Origin of the sequence: Chloroflexus sp. (assembly GCF_034434295.1) — a bacterium.
Taxonomy (GTDB): Bacteria; Chloroflexota; Chloroflexia; order Chloroflexales; family Chloroflexaceae; genus Chloroflexus.
Genome location: NZ_DAOTZQ010000142.1, coordinates 1 through 2,341, shown reverse-complemented (window position 1 = coordinate 2,341; position 2,341 = coordinate 1). Strand labels below are relative to the sequence as shown.

Annotated in this window: 3 protein-coding genes; all 3 read left to right on the top strand. The window is 56.7% G+C overall.

Going from position 1 to position 2,341, the window contains the following annotated elements:
- Positions 1 to 151 precede the first annotated feature (151 nt).
- The 3 genes from VAE57_RS18215 (at position 152) to VAE57_RS18205 (ending at position 2,013) form a co-directional block, all read left to right on the top strand.
- The gene (locus VAE57_RS18215) at positions 152 to 1,195 is read left to right on the top strand and encodes a hypothetical protein (RefSeq protein ID WP_322823247.1); all 1,044 of its coding nucleotides are present in this window, start codon (positions 152 to 154) and stop codon (positions 1,193 to 1,195) included.
- A 78-nt stretch (positions 1,196 to 1,273) separates the two neighbouring features.
- Positions 1,274 to 1,801: a hypothetical protein gene (locus tag VAE57_RS18210; protein WP_322823246.1), complete on the top strand. Its 528-nt coding sequence runs from the start codon at positions 1,274 to 1,276 to the stop codon at positions 1,799 to 1,801.
- On the top strand, positions 1,798 to 2,013 hold the full coding sequence (locus tag VAE57_RS18205; protein WP_322823245.1) for a hypothetical protein: 216 nt from the start codon (positions 1,798 to 1,800) through the stop codon (positions 2,011 to 2,013). The genes VAE57_RS18210 and VAE57_RS18205 overlap by 4 nt, the downstream gene beginning before the upstream one ends.
- Positions 2,014 to 2,341: the final 328 nt, after the last annotated feature.

Here is a 2,341-nt window from a genome sequence, read left to right as displayed (position 1 = left end):
TCTGAACAATCGCAGCAAGGTGTGCTTCATTGAGCGTAAATGCCGGCCAAACCCGGCACGCACGCGCTACGAACAGTTTTACGCTATCGAAAGTATTGCTATCTGATGCATCCGCTACAGGGTGTATCATGCAATAACCAAGGAGGATAGTATGTACCGGCCAGGAATAATTTGGAGCATGCTCGCCCTAATCGGTGCGCTCATGCTCGGCAGCGTGGCCCCACTCGCCGCTGCACCCTTCTCCGGGCGCACCAACTTTGCCGACCCGCGCTTTGCAACCATCTGGAGCCGTACCGACAGCGAGGCCGTGCGCGGTGGACGTACCTGGTATTGGGGGCCAGGACCGTGGTTCGATTATGGCGAGTTTTACCGCGAAAGCCCTGATACGATTCGTACCGTTCAGTACTTTGACAAAGCCCGCATGGAGATCAATCGCCCTGAAGACGGCATTGTAACGAACGGCCTTCTGGTGAAAGAGCTGGTCAGCGGACGAATGCAGCTCGGTGATTCTCCCTACGATATCGCCTATCGCGATCCTTCAGACGTGCCGGTCGCCGGCAATCCGCGTGTTGCTAACACAGTTGCCCCTGGCTACCGCGATTTTGCTGGTATCGCAACAATTGACAATGGCTACCGTGATCCTTCACGACTGAACGAGCGCGTCTCCGCTGTTATCGTCCGCGGCGGCAACATTGGTGTTCGCGAGGATCTTGCTCGCCCTGAAACGACGATTGTGCAGTATAACAGTGTGACGGGTCATAACATTCCGCGTGTCTTCTGGGACTTTATGAACGCTCGTGGCCGGGTGGTCGAGAATGGGCGCGTGGTGACGGCACCGATTGTCGACTGGCTCTTTGCTATGGGCTATCCGATTACCGATCCCTACTGGACGCGTGCCGTTGTTGGTGACACGGAGCGTGATGTTCTGGTACAGCTCTTCGAGCGACGCATCCTGACCTACACCCCGGATAATCCTCCCGGTTATCAGGTCGAGATGGGGAATGTCGGGCAGCACTACTTTCAGTGGCGCTATCCGCATTTGGGCGCACCGTGGGCTGCCCCTGATCCGACCACCCCGCTGATCTACGCCTCGAATATCGACACCGGCAGCCACTGGGAACTCTACCGCGCCACCTTTAACGGTGGTGGACAACGATTGACCTTCAACAATGGTGAAACGGTGGCCTTCTCGTAGCGGCGAAGCTGGGACCCTAACCAACACTTTCTGGTGGTTGACTCACGGCGGAATAGCCCATCGTATCGTCAGATATATTTGCTCAACGCCGTTGCTGCCGATGCCGGGGAGCAGGCAGCCGGCGCTAGCGTGGTTCGGATCAGCTACAGCAATACTGACGGTACCTTCCCGCCACCGGACAACGACTTCTCAGACATTCCAGGGAGCGAATACAACGCCTCGGCGTCGCCGGATAGTATGCTGCTGGCGTTTGTCTCCGAGCGCCAGGGGATTCCACAACTCTACGTTCGTCGCCTGAATGTATCACCATTACGCGGCTATGCCAGTCCAGTTACCGGCTACGACCGGCCATGCAATGTTGAAAGCCCGACCTGGTCGCCCGACGGTCGCTACCTGTTCTGGGTTGCGAATTGCGAGGGGAACTTTGAGATCTATCGGGCTACTCTCGAGTTCTATCACATTGATGACCTCTTTGCGGGCGTCAATCTGAATAATGTTCGCAACCTGAGCAACAATGCGGCAAACGACCGCTTCGCTCGCATCTCACCGACGGCAGGACGATTGCCTTCGCCAGCGACCGTGATGGGAACTGGGAAATCTATGTGATGAACAGCGATGGGAGCAATGTGCGTCGATTGACCAACAACGCAGCAACCGACGATTCGCCAACCTGGTCACCTGACAACCAACAGCTCGCGTTTGCCAGTGATCGTGACGGTGACTTCGAGATTTACATTCTCAATGTCAGTGATGGTACCGTCGTGCAGCAGGTGACGCAAAACACTGCCCAGGATCGCTGGCCGTTGTGGGCGCAGTAGAGCACCCTGACAGCGGATCAGGTTGATCCGGTGCAGCTTTCTCTCCCCACGCTAACGGTCGTGGGGCGGGCTTCCAACCCGCTCCACGACCTGATGGTAGCGGGCCACGGTACCACACCTCTTCATGTTGCAGCCGGCTCGCGTGAGATCAACACCTTATCGACGCGCAGGCCATCCATATCCACGACCGCAAACCGCTATTCCCCCAAATAAACAACATCATCGGCCCACGGTACAAAACCTCTTCAGATGGCAGCCAGCTCGCGTGAGATCAACACCTTATCGACGCGCAGACTATCCATATCCACGACCTCAAACCGCCATTCAC

What these genes read in the sequence shown, in the direction of transcription:
- VAE57_RS18215 (WP_322823247.1), top strand. Translation starts at nt 152, where the DNA reads ATGTACCGGCCAGGAATAATTTGGAGCATGCTCGCCCTAATCGGTGCG.